Origin of the sequence: Alteromonas oceanisediminis, assembly GCF_018474025.1 — a bacterium.
GTDB lineage: Bacteria > Pseudomonadota > Gammaproteobacteria > Enterobacterales > Alteromonadaceae > Alteromonas_E > Alteromonas_E oceanisediminis.
The window spans coordinates 368712-387230 of record NZ_JAHCTA010000003.1; the positions used below are offsets into that span (position 1 = coordinate 368712).

Consider the following 18519-nt stretch of genomic DNA (forward strand, 5'->3'; position numbering starts at 1 on the left):
TGATTAGCCCTCTCGCTTCGCGTTGCGGCCTTTCTTCTTAGGTTGTGCAGGTTGCTCAGCTGCGTTTGCTGCAGGTAAACCACCTAAAACTTCACCTTTGAAGATCCAGACTTTAACGCCAATGATTCCGTAAGTCGTCAATGCCTCAGAAGTCGCATAGTCGATATCAGCACGGAAAGTATGTAGAGGTACACGACCTTCACGATACCATTCACTACGTGCAATTTCAGCGCCGCCAAGACGACCGCTGACTTCAACTTTAATGCCCTTCGCACCGATGCGCATTGCATTTTGTACCGCGCGCTTCATTGCACGGCGGAACATAACACGACGCTCTAGCTGGCTTGAGATGCTATCTGCTACCAATTGGGCGTCTAGCTCAGGCTTACGAACTTCGGCAATGTTGATCTGAGCAGGCACACCGGCCAACTTAGATACGTAATTACGAAGCTTCTCTACATCTTCACCTTTCTTACCGATAACAACACCAGGGCGAGCTGTGTGAATAGTCACACGGATGCTCTTCGCTGGACGCTCGATAACGATTTTAGAAAGTGAAGCGTTCTTCAACTGTTTAGTCAAATACTGACGTACTTGATGATCATTAAACAAGTTGTCTGCATACTCTGCAGTATTCGCGTACCAGGTAGATGTCCATGGCTTGCTGATACCCAGGCGTATACCTGTAGGATGTACCTTCTGTCCCATTTTCTACTCCTAGTTATCCGCTACAACCACAGTGATGTGACTGCTACGCTTAAAAATACGATCAGCACGGCCTTTCGCACGTGTCTTGATCCGCTTCATCGTTGGGCCTTCGTCAACATAGATTTTGGCAACGGTCAATTCATCAATATCAGCACCGTCGTTATGCTCTGCGTTAGCAATAGCTGACTCTAGTACTTTCTTGACCAATCCTGCACTTTTCTTAGGGCTGTAAGTTAATAACTCAAGCGCCTTTTCAACGTGCAAACCGCGAATCTGATCTGCTACCAAACGTGCTTTTTGAGCTGACGTACGGGCAAAACGGTGTTTAGCTAATGCTTCCATCTTCCTACCCCTTAACGTTTAGCTTTCTTATCCGCGACATGGCCGCGGTAAGTGCGCGTTGGCGCAAATTCGCCCAACTTGTGGCCGACCATTTCGTCACTAATAATGACAGGTACGTGCTGGCGACCGTTATGGACTGCAATGGTTAGACCAATCATATCTGGAATAATCATAGAACGGCGTGACCAAGTTTTGATTGGACGACGCTCGTTCTTTTCCACTGCAGCCTCTACCTTCTTCAGCAAGTGAAGGTCAATAAATGGACCTTTCTTGAGAGAACGTGGCATGGTGAATCCTCGCTTTTACTTGTTACGACGACGTACGATAAGCTTATCGGTACGCTTGTTACTGCGGGTTTTCTTACCCTTGGTAGGCACACCCCATGGAGTAACCGGATGACGGCCTCCAGAAGTACGACCTTCACCACCACCGTGTGGGTGATCAACCGGGTTCATGGCAACACCACGAACGGTCGGACGAACACCACGCCAACGTGTGGCACCGGCTTTACCCAGTGAACGCAGCATGTGCTCAGCGTTGCCGACTTCGCCAATCGTGGCGCGACAATCCGCTAATACTTTACGCATTTCGCCAGAACGAAGACGTAGTGTTACGTACGCTCCATCACGAGCAAGGATCTGGCCGTAAGCACCCGCAGAGCGAGCGATTTGAGCACCTTTTCCAGGCTTCATTTCAATGGCGTGAACGGTAGTACCGACTGGCATGTTACGCATTGGCATGGCGTTACCGGCTTTGATTGGTGCATCAGAACCTGATTGCACAGAATCACCCGCTTTTGCACCTTTAGGCGCAAGAATGTAACGACGTTCACCGTCTGCATACAATACCAAAGCAATGTTGGCTGAACGGTTTGGATCATATTCCAAACGCTCTACCTTTGCTGGGATACCGTCTTTGTTACGTTTAAAATCGATAATACGGTAGTGTTGCTTATGACCACCACCGACATGGCGCACGGTAATGCGACCATTGTTGTTACGACCACCAGATTTGCTGTTCTTTTCTAACAAAGGCGCGTGTGGTGCACCTTTATGTAGATCAGGGTTGGTTACCTGAACAACATGACGACGTCCGGCAGAAGTTGGCTTAGCTTTCAATAATGGCATGTCTAATCCCCTTCTTACTCTGCGCCACCGACGAAGTCGATTTCTTGGCCTTCTTTCAGAACAACGTATGCTTTTTTCCAATCGCTACGCTTACCGAAATTCATACCATGACGTTTGGTTTTGCCTTTACACACAACCGTACGTACAGAATTGACTTCTACTTCAAAGAGCTTTTCAACGGCTGCTTTGATCTCAGCTTTATTGGCGTCTTTAACAACTTTAAAAACAACCGTGTTGTTCGCTTCCGCAGCCATTGTCGATTTCTCAGACACGTGCGGAGCAAGCAATACTTTTAATAGACGTTCCTGGTTCATGCTAACGCCTCCTCAAGTTGCTTCACTGCATCAGCAGTAATAAGCACTTTATCAAACGCAATTAAGCTAACCGGATCGATACCCTGAACGTCACGTACGTCTACTTTGTAGAGGTTACGTGCTGACAAGAACAAGTTCTCATCAACTTCAGGTGTCACAATCAACACGTCTTTCAACTCAAGTTCGTTTAACTTAACCAACAAGTCTTTCGTTTTTGGTGAATCAACACCAAATTTCTCGACCACGATTAAACGGTCTTGACGTACCAATTCAGAAAGGATGCTTTTGATCGCACCACGGTACATCTTCTTGTTAACCTTTTGATCAAAATCACGTGGCTTAGCAGCAAACGCGCGACCACCACCAACCCAGATTGGGCTGCGGATAGTACCAGCACGAGCGCGGCCTGTACCCTTCTGACGCCATGGCTTCTTACCACCACCACGAACTTCAGAACGTGTTTTTTGAGCTTTAGTACCCTGACGAGCGCCTGCACCGTATGCAACGACAACTTGGTGAACCAAGGCTTCGTTGAATTCACGTCCAAAGGTCGCTTCGGATACTTCAAGAGCGCTTTGCGCATCTTTCAATGTTAATTCCATCACTACACTCCCCAGACGTTAGGCTTTGACTGCTGGCTTAACAATGACGTCACCGCCAGTTGCGCCAGGCACCGTGCCTTTAACCAATAACAGGTTGTTTTCTGCGTCTACACGTACCAGTTCTAAAGACTGAGTGGTGATGCGCTTGTTACCAAGCTGCCCAGCCATCTTCTTGCCTTTAAATACTTTACCTGGTGATTGGTTTTGACCAATTGAACCAGGTGCACGGTGCGACAACGAGTTACCGTGTGAATTACGTTGGTGACTAAAGTTCCAACGTTTAATTGCACCAGCAAAACCTTTACCTTTTGAAGTGCCAACAACGTCAACCTTTTTGGTGTCGTTGAAAAGCTCAACAGTGATGTCACTGCCCACTTCAATTTCTGTGCCTTCGTTCGCGTCAAGACGGAATTCCCACAGACCGCGACCAGCTTCTACGCCAGCTTTAGCAAAGTGACCAGCGGCCGCTTTGTTAACACGATTTGCTTTCTTCTCACCAGCGGTAACCTGCAATGCACGGTAGCCGTCAGTTTCGTCTGTGCGCAGTTGAGTCACACGGTTAGGGGTTGCTTCAATAACAGTCACAGGAATTGAAACGCCATCTTCAGTGAAGATGCGAGTCATGCCTACTTTACGACCGATAAGACCAATCGCCATTGTTATAACCCTCTTCTATTAGCCCAGGCTGATTTGAACATCAACGCCGGCAGCCAAGTCCAATCTCATCAGAGCGTCTACAGTTTTATCTGTAGGCTCAATGATATCTACCAAACGCTTATGAGTGCGGATTTCATACTGGTCACGAGCGTCTTTATTGACGTGTGGAGAAACCAACACCGTATAGCGTTCTTTGCGAGTAGGTAGTGGAATAGGACCGCTTACCTGAGCACCAGTACGTTTCGCCGTTTCTACGATTTCAGCCGTAGATTGATCGATCAACTTGTGATCAAACGCTTTTAAACGAATACGAATTCTTTGATTTGGCATCGATTAAGCTCCAATCGAAAGAACAAAAAAATTCACCTTTTCTAGCAGTTCGTTCTGCAGAAAAGATGTGCGTAAACCAATAGTTCCCAATCGGAACCCTGTTTCGACCCCTAACACGCCCGCTTCATACTGTTCAATCATGAAACTTCGGCGGCAACCCTAAAAGCAGTGTTGCTACGGTTAAAAATCTATGCCTACTAAGGCAAGTGGGCGCGAATTATACAGACGAGAGCGGGGAATGCAATAGTAAATGACGATTGAGTGGGCAATCTTTGCTTTTCATACCTGAAGCAAAAGATACCCTTATTGCCAATACTGCAATCAAGGTGCCTAAAAAAACAAAGCAGTAGAAATTAGTCACGCTTTCAGCGGATGTAAAGTGACATCCACGTAAAAAGTTTATACTGTAGCGGTATTGTAGCTATCACGGTTTTTCTATGTATACAAATGATGTACTTGAGCGCAGTTTTCAACAGATAAATGCCATCTTGGCGCGTGAGACACCATTGATGGATGCTTATCAGGAGCTTGAACCACTGATTCTTGAGCTTCTTGGTGCTGAGCGCATGAGTATCTTCCAACGACGTCTTCAACATCAGGATCTGGTCGCTCGCTTTAAAACCGGTAAAGAAACTAAAGAAATTAAAGTGCCTATCAGCCCATTGTCGATTGCAGGATACGTCGCATTATCGCAATTACCACTGATTATTAACGACCCTTATGACAGTCACGAGCTAGCGCAGATACACCCTCGTCTACGATTTGCCGACCGCTTTGACAAGAACAGCACGTTTAAAACAAACAGTATCCTCTGCATCCCCATACTGAATGCCGGTGTCATGATGGGGGTCTTGCAAATAATTAATAAAAAAAGCGGGCAGTTTGACGATGCTGATTTGCGAGTCGCTACTAAACTGGCCGATGTCATTGGCGCTAAATTTCGCTACGAGCTTGGCGGCACAAGCGCACCATTTGATTACCTCGTTCATCTTAATCTGATATCTGACAAGGTGCTTAAAGAGTTAACCGAAACATCGTCAGATGACAAACAGTTAATTCAACGTTTGCAAAGCGAACAGCGCATCACTGATGAACAAATTGGCAAAGCACTATCAGTTCATTACCAAGTTCCTTACATAAGCTATTTACCTGACAAATATCACCCCTATCAGAGCGACAGTAAATTAAATGCCAGCTATTTAAAGCGCAACTGTGTTGCTGTGATTGCCGATGCGAATGAAAATATTATTGTGCTGCTGGCAGAACCCAACAACGCTGCCCTGTTGATGGAAATCGAGCGTGCGTTGGGCATCGACAGTTACGACATCGCGGTGGGAATACCCAATCAAATCCTCCAGTACCTCGGCGGTGGTGGTAGCGGCGGCGCGCCGGGTGAAATGAATGAAATTCTGGACGAGATTGGTACCAGTGCAGATGAGAAAGATGATCAGATCGACGAACTCAGCGACGATGCGCCTGCCATCGTACGTCTTGTCAGCCGCATTTTGCATGACGCTAAGCGGCTGAATGCATCAGATATTCATATTGACCCTGAAAAAAGTGGCCCGACGCGCGTCAGAATGCGTGTTGACGGCGTGTGCCGAGATATGAATCAGGTGCCCGCCTCGCACCATAGCGCAGTTATTGCGCGGATTAAAATCATGTCTAACCTGAATATTGCAGAAAAGCGTGTTCCGCAGGATGGTAAATTAGCGTTTCGCACCGGCGGGCAACTCGTTGAGGTTCGGGTGGCCAGTATTCCCACCGTTGCGGGCGAGGGCGTTGTCATGCGTATTCTTGCCTCAGGTGGAGCGATGCCGATTGATAAAATGAATGTCGCGCCAAATAATCGAACTCGCCTCGAAGAGATGATCAAAAAGCCCCATGGTATTTTGCTTGTGGTTGGACCGACAGGTTCAGGTAAAACCACCACGCTGCACGCCATACTGGGTTACTTAAACACACCCGAGAAGAAAATCTGGACTGCGGAAGACCCTGTGGAAATCACTCAGGCTGGTCTCCAGCAGGTACAAGTCAGCCCGAAAATTGGTTTCACATTCGCCAATGCACTACGCGCTTTCTTACGGGCAGACCCTGATATCATTCTCATCGGTGAAATGCGTGACAAAGAAACTGCCCATGCGGGTATTGAAGCCTCACTCACCGGTCACTTAGTGTTATCAACATTGCACACCAACTCAGCACCTGAAACCATTACCCGATTACTCGATTTGGGTCTCGACCCGGTTAACTTTTCCGATGCGTGCGTGGGGATCCTGGCGCAACGCTTAATTCGCACACTCTGCACCAATTGCAAAGAAGCCGAACCGGCGACCGACGCTGAGAGACAATTTATTTATCGCCAGTATGGCGAGGAATATATTGACGAACTACACTTGAGTGAACCGCTCATGGTGCACCGAGCAAAAGGCTGCGAAGCTTGTGGCGACACAGGTTACAAGGGGCGAACTGGGGTGCATGAACTGCTCGGTATGACGCCGGAATTGCGTTCACTGGTTTACAAGGAAGCGTCTGTGGCACAAATGAAAGCGCAAGCCATGAAGGATGGCATGAGAACACTGGTACAAGATGCTATCTATAAGGTGATCAAGGGTGACACGGACATCGCGCAAGTCCAGATTTTGGGTGGCGACTAAACGACAGTTTCATCACGTAATGTGGCTTTGTGCCCTTGTCGGCATGGGCTTTGTTGTTGGTCCTAAACAGGCTCAGGCGCAAGCTCAGCCAGGGAGCCAGCCGGTATCCTACTGTTCCACACCTGCCGCCGGTCCCTTGCTGATTGGCAACCAAAAATCTCTAGCACTAGTCGCGGGGGATGTCCGCTTCGATGTCACCTGCTTTATTGAAAAACCCGCCATCTTTTCGATGCCGTGGTATGGATTCCAATCTGCTGTTGTTAAAACCGTTGAGGGGAATATTTTAATTCCATTGCGGGGTCGTGATCAGGCTTATCTGTTGGATAAAGGGCAACATGAATTGTCTTTTGTCCTAAGTGTTTACGAAGCGCGTGACTTCACGCTCACGCTAAGAACCGTCAATTCGTACCATCATGTAAGCACCCTACACGCCATGGTGATGGGCTTGTTTCTGGGCCTCTGTGTTGGCCTTTCGGTTTACGTGTCACTGCTCGGTAGAGGTGTTAAACACCGCGGTTTCTATGCTTATGGCTGCTATCTGATGTCAGCGGCACTATTTTTTGCGCTGCAGGAAGGGGTATTCAACTATATTTGGCCCGGCAACACGTTGTCTAACCACATGCGCGCACAATCCTTGATGGCTGGGTTGGTTGTGGTATGTGCAGTCACGTTTATTGCGCGACTGCTCGACTTTAAACTGCTGATTAAAAAGCCACTGTATCTCGCCTTACAAACCGCCACGATAAGCGTGCTTATTGCGGCTATCACCATCGTTGTTGCGCCAAGCGGTCTAGAGTCACTGGCCTCTACTTACATGGGGTGGACAACCCTTTTTATTGTAGCCTGTGTGTTTGTTGTCAGCTGCTATGCTGCTATCCAACGAGTGCATACTGCACCGTTGATTGTCGTTGCGCTGAGCTTCGTATTTTTTGCCATGATTTTTCGCATCTGGTTGGTCGATGTGAACGAGTTTATGCACCGTTACGCATTGATTATTTCCACCGCCATTGAGTCCTTTTTATTCGCCGTTGCGGCCAGTGAGAAGGTCAAATATCTTGAAGAGGAAAAATCCAAAGCGTATCACACGGCCGCACAGGACGAACTGTGCGCAGTGATGAATCGGCGCGGATGGTTGTTAGCAGCACAGCGGAAGGTTGATTTTCACCAATCTCGTGGTGGTATGTTAGTACTGAATTACATCGATCTAAACGACTTCAAGACGATCAACGACCAACATGGTCACTCCACCGGCGATAAGGTGTTGCAAACCGTTGCTAAAATCATTCGACATCAAGCCCGCGAAGACGATTTGGTGGGGCGTATCGGTGGCGATGAATTTGTGGTGCTATCGCATGCGCTTACGCGTGGGCAAGCCGATCGGATACATCAACGTTTTCGCCAGAAACTGCACTTTATAGAACTGTCGGTGCACGGCCAGCTATTTCACCTGTCAGCCAGTGTTGGCGTGACCGTTGAAAACAGCTACGCAGCGGACCTATCACGCATGCTGGAATGTGCAGACCAACAAATGTACACAGCTAAACGCGAGCGGGGTGCAGCGAAAAGCGCCGACACCACCGCTGCAATAGCCAATGAGCCCGCTTAACCCTATTTTTCTTTTGCCTTCGCAAAGGCATCTGCAAACGCGTTACCCATAGCGGCATTGCTGATTGGCTTAGGTTTTGGCGCTGGTTTTGGCGCTGCTCCGTGGCTTTTCCCCTTGCCGCCTTTACTACGCTTGGATGCATCTCCGCCGGCGTTTTTCTGCTGTTGTGGACTGGTCTCATCATCCAATCGCATGGTGAAAGCGATACGCTTTCGCGCCACGTCCACATCCAGCACTTTGACTTTAACAATATCGCCTGCTTTGACCACTTCGCGAGGATCGGCGATGAATTTGTTCGTCAGCGCTGAGATATGCACAAGACCATCCTGATGCACACCCACATCGACGAATGCACCAAAATTAGCCACATTACTCACAACGCCCTCGAGTACCATGCCAGTTTTCAAGTCGTTTAAGGTTGTGATGCCTTCTTTGAAACTCGCCGTTTTGAACTCTGGGCGCGGATCACGGCCCGGCTTTTTCAATTCACTGAGAATATCAACCACCGTGGGAAGGCCGAAGTTATCGTCCGTAAACTGGTGTGGTTCAAGCTGAGTTAGCACCGCGGTATTGCCTATGAGCTGAGGGATCTGCTGCTGTGTCGTGGATAATATTTTATCAACCACAGGGTAAGCTTCCGGGTGCACAGCTGATGCATCCAGAGGATTACTTCCACCAACGATACGTAAAAACCCTGCCGCTTGTTCATACGCTTTTGGACCGAGCCTTTCAACGTCTCGTAATGCTTTACGGTCGTTGAAGCGACCGTGTTGATCACGAAATGCCACGATATTGTTTGCCAAGGACTTGTTTAATCCCGACACGTAGCTGAGCAGAGCTGGCGAGGCGGTATTTACATCAACGCCTACGGCGTTTACACAATCTTCTATAACGCTGTCCAGTGAGCGCCCTAGCTGGCTCTGACTGACATCATGTTGATACTGGCCGACACCGATAGCTTTCGGTTCTATTTTGACTAGCTCCGCCAGCGGATCTTGTAACCGCCGTGCTATCGACACAGCACCGCGTAGCGACACGTCCAAGTCTGGCAACTCGTTTGAAGCTAACTCAGAGGCGGAATACACCGACGCGCCCGCTTCACTGACCATGACTTTTTGTACCTTCAGTCCCGCTACCGATGCCAGTGCTTCAGCAACCAACTTGTCAGTCTCTCGTGAGCCAGTACCGTTACCAATACTGATAATGTCGACTTTAAATTGCTGGCACACTGTCGTGATTGTGCGCTGCGATTTATCCCATTGATTCTGTGGCGCATGGGGGAAAATAGTGGTGGTGTGCAGTACCTTTCCAGTACCATCAACCACGGCTATTTTGCAGCCAGTGCGAAGACCGGGATCTATGCCCATCGTCACTTTCGCCCCTGCCGGTGCAGCCATCAGTAAATCGCCTAAGTTTTTGGCAAATACATCAATGGCGGCCGTTTCAGCTTGCTCACGCAACGTGCCAAACAGTTCTGTCTCTAAGTGTAGCTGGAGCTTAATTTTCCATGCCCACTGGATGACTTGCTGCATCCAGCTATCACCGGCTTGCCCACGCGGCTGAAAGCCAATATGCGACGCAATGATAGACTCGCAATGTGAGGGGGCTTGCGGCTCGTCTTGATTAGGATCAGCATCCATCGACAATTGCAAAAAGCCTTCGTTGCGGCCTCGGTACATTGCTAACGCACGATGTGAGGGGGTATCTAACAGTTTTTCAGCATGATCAAAATAGTCTTTGTATTTTGCACCTTCGGCTTCTTTACCGGCAACAACTTTGCTACGCAAAAAGGCGTTCGCATGCAAATAGCGTCTAACCGTGGCCAGAAGCTGGGCATCCTCTGCCCAGCGTTCGATCAGAATAAAGCGTGCGCCATCCAATGCGGCTTTAACATCGACTACGCCTTTCTCAGCAGAAACGAAAGCCTCAGCAGCGGCTTCAGGGGACACACTCAAGTCGTCGAACAATCGCTGAGCCAGCGGCTCAAGCCCCGCTTCGATAGCAATTTGTCCCTTCGTACGCCGCTTGGGTTTATAGGGTAGATAGAGATCTTCCAATTCTGTCTTGCTCGGCGCGGCCTTTATCTTCGCCGCGAGCTCGGACGTAAGCTTTTCCTGCTCGGTGATCGATTTTAAAATAACCGCGCGCCGCTCTTCCAGTTCTCGTAAATAACCCAAACGTTGCTCTAGAAAACGCAGTTGAATATCATCTAAACCTTGCGTCGCTTCTTTACGATACCGCGCGATAAAGGGAACTGTTGCACCACTGTCAAGTAGCGCAATGGCAGAGTTGACTTGTGCTTCACTGACTTTCAGTTCAGCGGCTATTTGGTTTTGGATCATAAAACTCTCTGTGAGCGCAGAAGCGCGAAAATAATTCCAATTTGGAAATGCGTTTGGCGCAAGTATATCACGCTTACCAAGCGCGCCTAGGCTGCGAGAGACTGTTCGAACACATTTCACACCTGTATTTGATGACCACGCAAAAAACTGACGTCCATTCCTTTGAACGTAAACAGTGCGAATGGAAACTCAACGCTGACTCAATACGGCCAATGGGCAAGCATGAGTTTGCGCCAAATTCAGGCAGAGAGCACGATTGAATGAATGTGCAGCAGTACCCTGTAAATTGATTTAGTTTTTTGCTTCTACTGATACTATAACGCGATCTGAATAAACTCTGATCCAACTCAGAAACGTGACGGCGGCGATGGAGCTATTGCGTCGAGTCGCTGTCATAGGCAGTCATAGGATGGTGAAAGAGGCCAAGGTGCTATCATATTGAAAACAAAACTCATTACCCCGGAAGGTTATACCCAGCTCAAGCAGGAACTCGATGACTTATGGCGCAAGGAGCGACCCGAAATCACCCAGAAAGTGACGTGGGCAGCCAGTTTGGGCGATCGTTCAGAAAATGCGGATTACAAAGAAAATAAGCGCAGGCTTAGAGAAATTGACCGGCGCGTACGTTTCTTAAGAAAAACACTGGAAGATATCAAAGTTGTTGATTACCACCCTCAGCAGGAAGGAAAAGTGTTCTTTGGCGCGTGGGTCGAGGTCGAAAATGAACAGGGTGATCGCTTAACGTTTCGGATTGTTGGCCCTGAAGAAATTTATCGGCGCAAGCACTATATTTCGATCGATTCCCCCATGGCCAGAGCATTGTTAAAGAAAACGGTCGATGATGAGGCGCAGGTGCGTACGCCAAACGGCACGGTTAGTTGGCAGATTGTCAATATATCGTATGTAAAATGACACTCGCTTGTCGATGATCGTTGGCTAGGGCAGACCCTAGGAATACAAGAAAATGTGCGTTTCGTTCACTGCAGATTAGCGTTTTCCTGTCTAACTCGTTAGGCTTTAAAGTACACCCGTTGATGTTGGGCAAAGCGCGTTCGTCAATCGATGTGTTACAACATCAACTATTTTTATTAATTGAGCGCCGATAAAAGGAGTGAGTCGTGCTGTGGTTTCTGTCGTTGCATATTGCGTTTCTGATTATTTGGATAGCATCAGCGCTATATATTCCTGTGCTGATAGCGATGCAGGTTAGAAAAGAAGCCCAGTTTATGCAACATCCGACAGGCATGGGATCCGTGGCTCGTTTGGTGTTCACTCACATCGCTTCTCCAGCGGCAGTTATCTCCATTATCGCGGGAACCCTCACGTTTGTAGTGGGTAACATTTTAAGCTTTTGGCTCGTCGCAAAGCTGACACTGGTCACCTTTTTAGTGATTTTTCACGCGTGTCTCGCATTACTGATAACGCGCATGGAACGCGACAGAACTCATCATCTCCAGCGCTATAGCTGGGCGCTGTTCATCGCCTTGTCTCTTTGCATGGTGGGTATTCTCAGTATTGTCATCATGAAACCTACCGAGCCTGGGTTTTTACCTTGGACGCTCTAAGGATCGACCAAATGCTGATCTTTTTGCACGACATCAACGCCGATACCATACTCATAAACCAATTGTGCACCCAGCGACCCCGTGATGTTGATCATCACCCCCGTCAGGACACTAACATACAGACCCCACGGCAGTATCTGAGCGGACGGGTCATCCCCCAGTCGCAACATAACGTTCAGCGTCGCCAACGACAGCGTCATGACTGCCAACAAACCGTGTGCCCAAGCGGAAACAATTTTGCGGATGCGTTTTACCGAGAAAACATCAATAGCACCGGGAATACTGCCCAGCACACCAAACAACAACCCGGTCGTCGACAGGTAGAAGCCGGCTTTTGCCCAAAAAAAATCGTCCGTGACCACATAGCAGATATCCGTTACGACCAACAGCAACAAGGTCGCGATCGGGAAATGGATCAAAGCTGGGTGCAACGGGTGCCCTTTTATCAGAGAGCGGCTGTCAATTTTTTCTTCTCGCAACATAAAACTCTACACCTTCAACCGAATGGCACTTTGTATGCTGAATCGCTTAGATAAACTATTCATACTAACGATAGCATTATCGTTAGCGGGTTGTAACGGAGGTTACTCGATATTAGATCCTGCGGGCCCAAACGCCAATGCGGTGCGATGGCTCTGGTGGGGTATGTTCTCGGTTGGATCTCTGGTTTTAATCGGCGTTTGCGCTCTGTGGTGGTATGCCATGCGTAAACCCCACAAAGATTACTCGCCATACGACGTTAAACGTATCACTAATCGACTCGTGCTGATGGGTGGAATTGGCTTGCCGGTCGTGTGCATTAGCGTGCTTTTGGTGTTTGGCATACCTGCGGGACACAACATGCTGCCCTGGCCGAGCGAACGAACCATCACCATCAATGTCCACGCGAAGCAGTGGCTTTGGGAGGTCAGCTATCCTGATCACCACATTCAACTCACGGATGAAATCTATCTGCCCGCCAGCACGCCTGTGAATATAGAAATTACCAGCGAAGATGTTATCCACAGCTTTTGGGTACCTAGGCTTGGCGGCAAGATGGATGCGATCCCCGGCAGAACCAATGTGTTGCGCTTATTCGGTGATAAGCCAGGCTCTTATGCGGGTCAATGCGCTGAATATTGTGGTTTAGCACACACCAAAATGAAATTTGTGGTGCACGTTCTGCCAGAAAACGAATTTGCTACGTGGCTCTCGCAACAGCAACGCTCGACAGGAGAAGCAAACCAGTGAACAACGACTTATCATTGCACTCCCAGTTTGCCAAAGTATGGGACAACCTGCCGGGCTGGGGGCAACTCGCGGCAGTAAATCATACTTCCATTAGTCGCCGGTTTATGATCACAGGCGCTGTATTCTTTGTGATTGGTGGTGTACTGGCGATGCTTATCCGCTCCCAGTTAGCCTTGCCTCAGCAAGAACTTATTTCCCCTGAACTGTATGCCCAACTGTTTACCATGCACGGCACGGTAATGATGTTCTTATTCGCCATTCCCATTCTGGAAGGCGCCGCCATGTACCTCATTCCTAAGATGATCGGTACGCGGGATTTGGTTTTTCCGCGCTTGAGCGCTCTGGGATACTATTGCTACCTGTTTGGCGGCATTATCATCATGACCAGTTTATTTCTGGGCATTGCGCCTGACTCAGGCTGGTTTATGTACACGCCATTGTCCAGTGCAAAGTTTTCGACTGGCCCCGGCTCAGATTTCTGGTTGTTGGGTATCACCTTTGTTGAAATCTCCGCAGTGTCGGCTGGTGTCGAGTTAACGGTATCTATTTTGCGCACCAGAGCGCCGGGCATGTCACTGAGCAAAATGCCCATTTTCTGTTGGTACATATTGGCCATGGCATTAATGATTGTGTTTGGTTTCCCACCGCTCATCCTTGCCAGTATTTTGCTGGAATTGGAACGCGCCGCGGGAATGCCCTTCTTTAATCCGGACGCCGGTGGTGATCCTATTCTGTGGCAACACCTGTTTTGGCTATTTGGTCACCCTGAGGTCTACATTATTTTCCTGCCGGCAGCGGGCATTGTGTCTACCATTATCCCCGTCTTTGCTGGCAGGCCACTGGTGGGCTATCGCTGGATCGTTCTGGCCATTATTACCATGGGATTTGTCAGTTTTGGTCTTTGGGTGCATCACATGTTCACAGTGGGCATTCCGCAACTAGCGCAAGCGTTTTTCTCTGTCGCCAGTATGCTAGTGGCTATTCCTACTGCCATTCAAGTATTCGCGTGGATTGCCACATTGTGGACGGGGCGAGTACGCTTTGAATTACCCATGCTATGGATTTTTGGCTTTTTATTCATTTTTGTGTGTGGCGGCTTAACTGGCGTTATGTTGGCGTTAGTGCCTTTTGACTGGCAGGTACATGATACCCATTTTGTGGTCGCACATTTTCATTACGTTTTGATCGGTGGCATGTTGTTTCCGTTAATAGGTGGGCTTTACTACTGGCTACCCCACCTTTCAGGTCGAATGCCTACCATGCAGATGGGGCGCTGGGCATTCTGGCTCATCTTTATTGGATTTAATGCCACATTTTTGATGATGCACTTAACTGGACTCCTAGGCATGCCGCGGCGCGTGTATACCTATGAACCAGAACTCGGCTGGGATTGGCTGAACATGCTCTCATCGTTTGGCAGCTTCATTATGGCCAGTGGTTTTGGCATGTTATTTCTGGATGTGATTTTGCATTTCCGATATGGACAGAAAGCCACCTTCAATCCCTGGCAGGCCGATACGCTCGAATGGGCCACCGGCACACCGCCAACGTCTTATAACTTTTTGCGTATTCCAACGGTAACAACACGCCACCCCTTATGGGATACCCCGAAAGTGGAACCTAAGGTTGAAAATGATGGTCAGGGTTTGGAAGATATTAGCCACGGGCGGCGCGAACTCTATGGAACACATGCCGTGACAGGGAAGCTGATGGAAGTGATCCACATTCCAAGTCATTCATGGCTACCGCTAATTTCAGCGTCGTTTCTTGCGCTACTGTGCATCAGTTTACTGTCGCGAGCTTATCTGCTCGCGCTGGGCGTCACTGCACTGGCCGCGTTAAGCCTATTCCGCTGGGCATGGGTGAATGGAGCGCATCGCGTGATGGCCCCGTTATCAGATAAAGAACTTCAGCGCAGAGAACCTAAACTGCATTCGCGTACCCTCAGCGGACCGGGATTATGGGGCATGGTGATCACTTTGCTCAGTGATGGCTCCCTCTATCTATCGTTGGTGTTCGGTTGGCTTTATCTTTGGACGGTAGCCCCCAACAGCAAAGTGCCCGACGTAGCGACTGTTTCGCTGAGTGTGATGGCGTTGAGCGGCGTGTTTTTAACGATCGCCGTGGTACTTTATGGCCAAATTGTGAAACGTTTACGAAGCGGAAATGCAACTAAGCTGGTCAGTCAGTTAAGCAGAGTATTCGCCTTCGGGCTGGCACATCTGCTACTGCTCATCTACCTGACAGCCACGACTGATTTAGCAATCACCACCAGCGCTCACGATGCAGCGCTATTGGTGATGCTCATGTTTTTACTATTTCATAGTAGCATCGCCGTAGTTATGACTGGGTTGCAGATCGTAAGGGCAGCAAAAGGGTTTATCAGCCAGACACTTCCCTATGAACCGGCAGTGCTCAACCCATTCTGGGTATTTACTGCGGGCATATTTTGGGTAAGCTTTGCCTGTTTTCTTATTTTGCCCCGAGTTTGGTAACGTACAATGACATTAATCAGCCGTCACCCATGGCATTTAGTCGCAGGCCTCGTAATTTGGGCGATTTGGTTCGTTGTTGTTTATGGCGGACTCTCTGTGGCCTGTCAAGTTAGCCCACCCAACCCCGAACAAGGCCTGTTAAATTGGATCAGCATCAGTCTAATCTTAATGACGCTGGGCGTGGTTATCTTGCTTTGTGCCTGCGCAATTCAAGGGTATAAGTTAATCCCAAACGCTACTTCCGGGTCAAGATTCATTATACAGATTGCCACCGCTGTATACGCTTTCGCCGCATTTAGCACGCTCGTTATCGGGTTTGCTACCCTGACAGTAGTGCCATGTCTGTAGTTCGCTTAGCGCTACCGGCTCTCGCCCTGTGGTCAGGTCAGGCTATCGCCCATAGCCCTTTCTCAAGCTCAGGTCAGGAACGCATTGCTGCTGGGATAACAGCACTGGTTATTATCCTGTTATGGGTAATGTACGAAGTGGGATGTTCTCGCGCGTCTGCGACGCCGTGGCGACGCGGGTTATTCCATGCAACGGTTTTAGTCACCTTGTTGACGGTTCTCGGGCCGCTGGATCAGTGGGCGGAGGAAAGCGCCGCTGCGCACATGACCCAACATATGTTCATGATGGTGATCATTGCGCCAGCGTTCGCCCTTGCCCGCCCCCTGGCGCAGTACTACACTTCATGGGGTCGCTACGGTAAACAATGCTGGAAATTGGCGTTCAAAATCACTCAATACCCTATGTTCTGCGCTTATTTACACGCCGCTATTTTATGGTTTTGGCATATCCCTACGTTTTACATGTTGGCGGTGGAAAATCCGTGGATCCATGTGTTCGAGCACGCGTGTTTTTTAATCACCGCGATATGGTTCTGGTGGGCCTGTTTAAACACGTATTCGAGCAAAGCGCATTACGCCTTGCTGGCGCTGCTTTTTACGCTGATGCATACGGGCTTTCTAGGCGCTTTACTCACGTTTGCCGATTCCCCCTTATACGGCGAAGCCCGCGGTCTTAATGATCAGCAATTGGCAGGATTGATCATGTGGGTATTGGGAGGAATACCCTACATCACGGCGGCTATCTGGGCAGCAAATAGGTGGTATAGGAAATTTGATAACGCGTATACGCAAGAATAAATTTTCTGACTGGCATTGGCTTCGCGCCAAGTTCCCGTCAACACGCGCTGTCCACACTCAACAACATCAAGGCTGCCTGCCTAAAACGCCAGCAATTTCAGATGATTAGTCCATTAAAAGCCGTGAATGGCACATGATTTGCTAAATATTTTTTGCTAAAGTGTTAATGCGCTTTTACAACTGTGCCTGTTTTTTGAACTTTTTGTAGTTGCTGGTGACTACTTATTACATGCTTTTTTTTGAGGATCGATGCCATGAAGTCAACGCAAGAACAGCCCAAGCATCAGAATGGACTGCTTATTTCACGCAAGCGACCTCAGTCAACAGGGCTCGCCATTGCGTCATTAGTTGGCTTCTTAGTGTTTTTAACCAGCGGTCTACTCGCAGCAGCGGTTCTTATTGACGGTGTTTTAAATGGTTTTTCGGTAAATTCTTTTTTACTGATTTGCGCAGGGCTTGTAGGTTACAAGCTGGGCAGAGTGGTTATGAATCGCTGTTCACTCTAGTTCAGCATCATCGTGCGCCGTTGAAGGTAGGGGATACCTTCAACGGCGCTCGTATAGCCTGATGATTACTGCATTACTCGCTGGCGTTATCGCTAACAACTTCCAGCAATTCCACATCAAAAACCAGTGTTGAATTACGGGTTATCTTGCCTGTAGCGCGATTTCCATAAGCCAATTCTGGCTTAATGTGAAAACGATACTTTGCACCTTCCTGCATCAATTGAACGCCTTCTGTCCAACCTGCGATTACACGTGACAATGGAAACACTGCGGGTTCATCACGCGCGTAAGACGAATCAAACACGGTACCATCCAGCAAACGGCCTTCATAATGTACTTTTACAGTGTCTTCAGCGCTTGGTTTAGGACCATCACCTTCTTCGAGTACTTCATATTGAAGCCCAGATTCTGTGGTCATGACGCCTTCTTTTTGTGCATTCTCAGCCAGATAAGCTTGACCTTCGGCAAGATTCTGTTCCGCCTGAGCATTGCCCTGCTCAGCCTGCTTCTCTCTGAATGACGCATCAGCAGCTTGTGCGATAGCTTGCAGCTCTTCAGGTGCATATATCACCTCGTCGGCAACGCCATCTTTGAAACCCTGCAGTGCCGCCTCGGTATCCAATTCCATCGCAAATTTATCGTACTCTGTTTTGCGATTATTGATATAAAGACCCATGCTAGCGCCCAATGCATATGCCTGCTTCTCTGCTTCAGTGTTAAACTCTTTCGCTTCTGCTGCCTTTTCCGTCTGTGCTTTCTCAACAGATTCAGTTTTCGGCTGACAAGCAACCAAAGCTAGCGAAGCAGAAGCGATTGTCGCGACTGCGACCCGTGATAATTTCATATTCAAGCGTCTCCCTTAGTTTTATAATGTAGCGCGAATATAATCCTGT

Annotated in this window: 19 protein-coding genes; 8 read left to right on the top strand and 11 right to left on the bottom strand. The window is 48.7% G+C overall.

Annotation, left to right across the window (positions count from 1 at the left end):
* Window positions 1-3: 3 nt before the first annotated feature.
* The 8 genes from rpsC to rpsJ are packed head-to-tail and all read right to left on the bottom strand — an operon-like array spanning window position 4 to window position 4080.
* Entirely contained in the window at window positions 4-708 is a 705-nt protein-coding gene (rpsC, locus tag KIU71_RS07125; RefSeq protein ID WP_214130500.1) for a 30S ribosomal protein S3, read from the bottom strand.
* 9 nt (window positions 709-717) lie between these two features.
* Complete coding sequence (gene rplV, locus KIU71_RS07130) at window positions 718-1050, bottom strand: 50S ribosomal protein L22 (protein WP_214130501.1); 333 nt, start codon at window positions 1048-1050, stop codon at window positions 718-720.
* An 11-nt stretch (window positions 1051-1061) separates the two neighbouring features.
* On the bottom strand, window positions 1062-1337 hold the full coding sequence (rpsS, locus tag KIU71_RS07135) for a 30S ribosomal protein S19 (protein WP_075608062.1): 276 nt from the start codon (window positions 1335-1337) through the stop codon (window positions 1062-1064).
* Between the two features lie 15 nt (window positions 1338-1352).
* The gene (gene rplB, locus KIU71_RS07140) at window positions 1353-2177 is read right to left on the bottom strand and encodes a 50S ribosomal protein L2 (RefSeq protein WP_214130502.1); all 825 of its coding nucleotides are present in this window, start codon (window positions 2175-2177) and stop codon (window positions 1353-1355) included.
* A 14-nt stretch (window positions 2178-2191) separates the two neighbouring features.
* Window positions 2192-2491 (bottom strand): 50S ribosomal protein L23, encoded by a 300-nt coding sequence (rplW, locus tag KIU71_RS07145; protein WP_214130503.1) that lies wholly within the window; start codon window positions 2489-2491, stop codon window positions 2192-2194.
* A complete protein-coding gene (gene rplD, locus KIU71_RS07150; RefSeq protein ID WP_214130504.1) occupies window positions 2488-3093 on the bottom strand; it encodes a 50S ribosomal protein L4 in 606 nt (201 codons plus the stop codon). Before rplD ends, rplW begins: the two co-directional genes overlap by 4 nt.
* A gap of 18 nt (window positions 3094-3111) precedes the next feature.
* The gene (rplC, locus tag KIU71_RS07155) at window positions 3112-3750 is read right to left on the bottom strand and encodes a 50S ribosomal protein L3 (RefSeq protein WP_214130505.1); all 639 of its coding nucleotides are present in this window, start codon (window positions 3748-3750) and stop codon (window positions 3112-3114) included.
* A gap of 18 nt (window positions 3751-3768) precedes the next feature.
* Entirely contained in the window at window positions 3769-4080 is a 312-nt protein-coding gene (gene rpsJ, locus KIU71_RS07160) for a 30S ribosomal protein S10 (RefSeq protein WP_008845776.1), read from the bottom strand.
* 509 nt (window positions 4081-4589) lie between these two features.
* On the opposite strand from rpsJ, the gene KIU71_RS07165 reads away from it, so the two are divergent.
* Window positions 4590-6737 (top strand): GspE/PulE family protein, encoded by a 2148-nt coding sequence (locus KIU71_RS07165; protein WP_390881829.1) that lies wholly within the window; start codon window positions 4590-4592, stop codon window positions 6735-6737.
* Entirely contained in the window at window positions 6727-8343 is a 1617-nt protein-coding gene (locus tag KIU71_RS07170; RefSeq protein ID WP_214130507.1) for a sensor domain-containing diguanylate cyclase, read from the top strand. The genes KIU71_RS07165 and KIU71_RS07170 overlap by 11 nt, the downstream gene beginning before the upstream one ends.
* Window positions 8344-8345: 2 nt before the next feature.
* Here KIU71_RS07170 and KIU71_RS07175 read toward each other — a convergent pair whose 3' ends face one another.
* The gene (locus KIU71_RS07175; RefSeq protein WP_214130508.1) at window positions 8346-10685 is read right to left on the bottom strand and encodes a Tex family protein; all 2340 of its coding nucleotides are present in this window, start codon (window positions 10683-10685) and stop codon (window positions 8346-8348) included.
* A gap of 438 nt (window positions 10686-11123) precedes the next feature.
* Between KIU71_RS07175 and greB the strand changes: the two genes are divergently transcribed.
* A complete protein-coding gene (greB, locus tag KIU71_RS07180; RefSeq protein WP_214130509.1) occupies window positions 11124-11597 on the top strand; it encodes a transcription elongation factor GreB in 474 nt (157 codons plus the stop codon).
* 206 nt (window positions 11598-11803) lie between these two features.
* The gene (locus KIU71_RS07185) at window positions 11804-12250 is read left to right on the top strand and encodes a CopD family protein (protein WP_214130510.1); all 447 of its coding nucleotides are present in this window, start codon (window positions 11804-11806) and stop codon (window positions 12248-12250) included.
* Here KIU71_RS07185 and KIU71_RS07190 read toward each other — a convergent pair.
* The gene (locus KIU71_RS07190; protein ID WP_214130511.1) at window positions 12247-12732 is read right to left on the bottom strand and encodes a DUF2231 domain-containing protein; all 486 of its coding nucleotides are present in this window, start codon (window positions 12730-12732) and stop codon (window positions 12247-12249) included. The two genes, KIU71_RS07185 and KIU71_RS07190, sit on opposite strands and share 4 nt — an antisense overlap.
* A gap of 34 nt (window positions 12733-12766) precedes the next feature.
* On the opposite strand from KIU71_RS07190, the gene coxB reads away from it, so the two are divergent.
* The 4 genes from coxB to KIU71_RS07210 all read left to right on the top strand — a co-directional run bounded on the left by coxB (window position 12767) and on the right by KIU71_RS07210 (window position 17626).
* A complete protein-coding gene (gene coxB / locus KIU71_RS07195; protein ID WP_214130512.1) occupies window positions 12767-13480 on the top strand; it encodes a cytochrome c oxidase subunit II in 714 nt (237 codons plus the stop codon).
* On the top strand, window positions 13477-15975 hold the full coding sequence (gene ctaD / locus KIU71_RS07200; RefSeq protein WP_315853259.1) for a cytochrome c oxidase subunit I: 2499 nt from the start codon (window positions 13477-13479) through the stop codon (window positions 15973-15975). The genes coxB and ctaD overlap by 4 nt, the downstream gene beginning before the upstream one ends.
* 338 nt (window positions 15976-16313) lie before the next feature.
* Window positions 16314-17120, top strand: a complete 807-nt coding sequence (locus KIU71_RS07205) for a cytochrome c oxidase assembly protein (RefSeq protein ID WP_214130513.1) — start codon at window positions 16314-16316, stop codon at window positions 17118-17120.
* 254 nt (window positions 17121-17374) lie between these two features.
* Complete coding sequence (locus tag KIU71_RS07210) at window positions 17375-17626, top strand: hypothetical protein (protein ID WP_214130514.1); 252 nt, start codon at window positions 17375-17377, stop codon at window positions 17624-17626.
* Window positions 17627-17699: 73 nt separating this feature from the next.
* On the opposite strand, the gene KIU71_RS07215 is transcribed toward KIU71_RS07210, so the two are convergent.
* Window positions 17700-18470, bottom strand: a complete 771-nt coding sequence (locus tag KIU71_RS07215) for an FKBP-type peptidyl-prolyl cis-trans isomerase (RefSeq protein WP_214130515.1) — start codon at window positions 18468-18470, stop codon at window positions 17700-17702.
* Window positions 18471-18519 lie beyond the last annotated feature (49 nt).

Coding starts and splice junctions, on each gene's coding strand:
- rpsC (WP_214130500.1), bottom strand. CDS start 708: ATGGGACAGAAGGTACATCCTACAGGTATACGCCTGGGTATCAGCAAG.
- coxB (WP_214130512.1), top strand. CDS start 12,767: ATGCTGAATCGCTTAGATAAACTATTCATACTAACGATAGCATTATCG.
- rplW (WP_214130503.1), bottom strand. CDS start 2,491: ATGAACCAGGAACGTCTATTAAAAGTATTGCTTGCTCCGCACGTGTCT.
- KIU71_RS07210 (WP_214130514.1), top strand. CDS start 17,375: ATGAAGTCAACGCAAGAACAGCCCAAGCATCAGAATGGACTGCTTATT.
- KIU71_RS07175 (WP_214130508.1), bottom strand. CDS start 10,685: ATGATCCAAAACCAAATAGCCGCTGAACTGAAAGTCAGTGAAGCACAA.
- KIU71_RS07190 (WP_214130511.1), bottom strand. CDS start 12,732: ATGTTGCGAGAAGAAAAAATTGACAGCCGCTCTCTGATAAAAGGGCAC.
- rplB (WP_214130502.1), bottom strand. CDS start 2,177: ATGCCATTATTGAAAGCTAAGCCAACTTCTGCCGGACGTCGTCATGTT.
- KIU71_RS07205 (WP_214130513.1), top strand. CDS start 16,314: ATGTCTGTAGTTCGCTTAGCGCTACCGGCTCTCGCCCTGTGGTCAGGT.
- rplC (WP_214130505.1), bottom strand. CDS start 3,750: ATGGCGATTGGTCTTATCGGTCGTAAAGTAGGCATGACTCGCATCTTC.
- rplV (WP_214130501.1), bottom strand. CDS start 1,050: ATGGAAGCATTAGCTAAACACCGTTTTGCCCGTACGTCAGCTCAAAAA.
- KIU71_RS07215 (WP_214130515.1), bottom strand. CDS start 18,470: ATGAAATTATCACGGGTCGCAGTCGCGACAATCGCTTCTGCTTCGCTA.
- rpsJ (WP_008845776.1), bottom strand. CDS start 4,080: ATGCCAAATCAAAGAATTCGTATTCGTTTAAAAGCGTTTGATCACAAG.
- rplD (WP_214130504.1), bottom strand. CDS start 3,093: ATGGAATTAACATTGAAAGATGCGCAAAGCGCTCTTGAAGTATCCGAA.
- KIU71_RS07165 (WP_390881829.1), top strand. CDS start 4,590: ATGGATGCTTATCAGGAGCTTGAACCACTGATTCTTGAGCTTCTTGGT.
- rpsS (WP_075608062.1), bottom strand. CDS start 1,337: ATGCCACGTTCTCTCAAGAAAGGTCCATTTATTGACCTTCACTTGCTG.